1 protein-coding gene is annotated in these 448 nt (G+C 40.2%); it reads right to left on the bottom strand.

Features of this window, described 5'->3' with window-relative positions; translation table 11 throughout:
* Window positions 1-448, bottom strand: a 448-nt coding sequence (locus tag NBRC110019_RS16780) for a hypothetical protein (RefSeq protein WP_281756618.1), incomplete at both ends; no start/stop codon positions are given.

Genomic DNA, 448 nt, shown 5'->3' with positions numbered 1-448 from the left:
TAACATTAATATGACCTACGTGATGCCCTAAACAATCATAAGAAACAGGTACACTGCCATAAAGTCCTTTTACAATAGCACTAGTAGATGATTCTGAAGAAGAGAATTGTTTACCTGCTATAGCAACATGTACGCCTCCATATGCGCCGTTAGGTTCATTAGGAGTATGCCATTCTACTTTAATAGCACTCGATTTATACCCATCAGGAATGGTAATATCTTCACTTCCCGCTGCAATTTCATCCCATTCACCATTACCACCAGCTTCAGGTGCTGTAAATGACAATGCTTTCCCTACTTTAATAGTTCCAGCTATTGGAGCATCTACTTCTGCTTTATACGGAGCTGCCCAATTTGCATAGTTAGCACCGTTAAGATCCTGAGGGGTTAAACCGTTTAATCTAGGGTCAATAGGTTGGTCTATGGTTAATGTATTACCATTCTCAGC

It is taken from the genome of Neptunitalea chrysea, assembly GCF_027924145.1.
In the GTDB taxonomy this organism is placed as follows: Bacteria; Bacteroidota; Bacteroidia; order Flavobacteriales; family Flavobacteriaceae; genus Neptunitalea; species Neptunitalea chrysea.
This window is presented reverse-complemented; position numbering and strand designations above follow the sequence as displayed.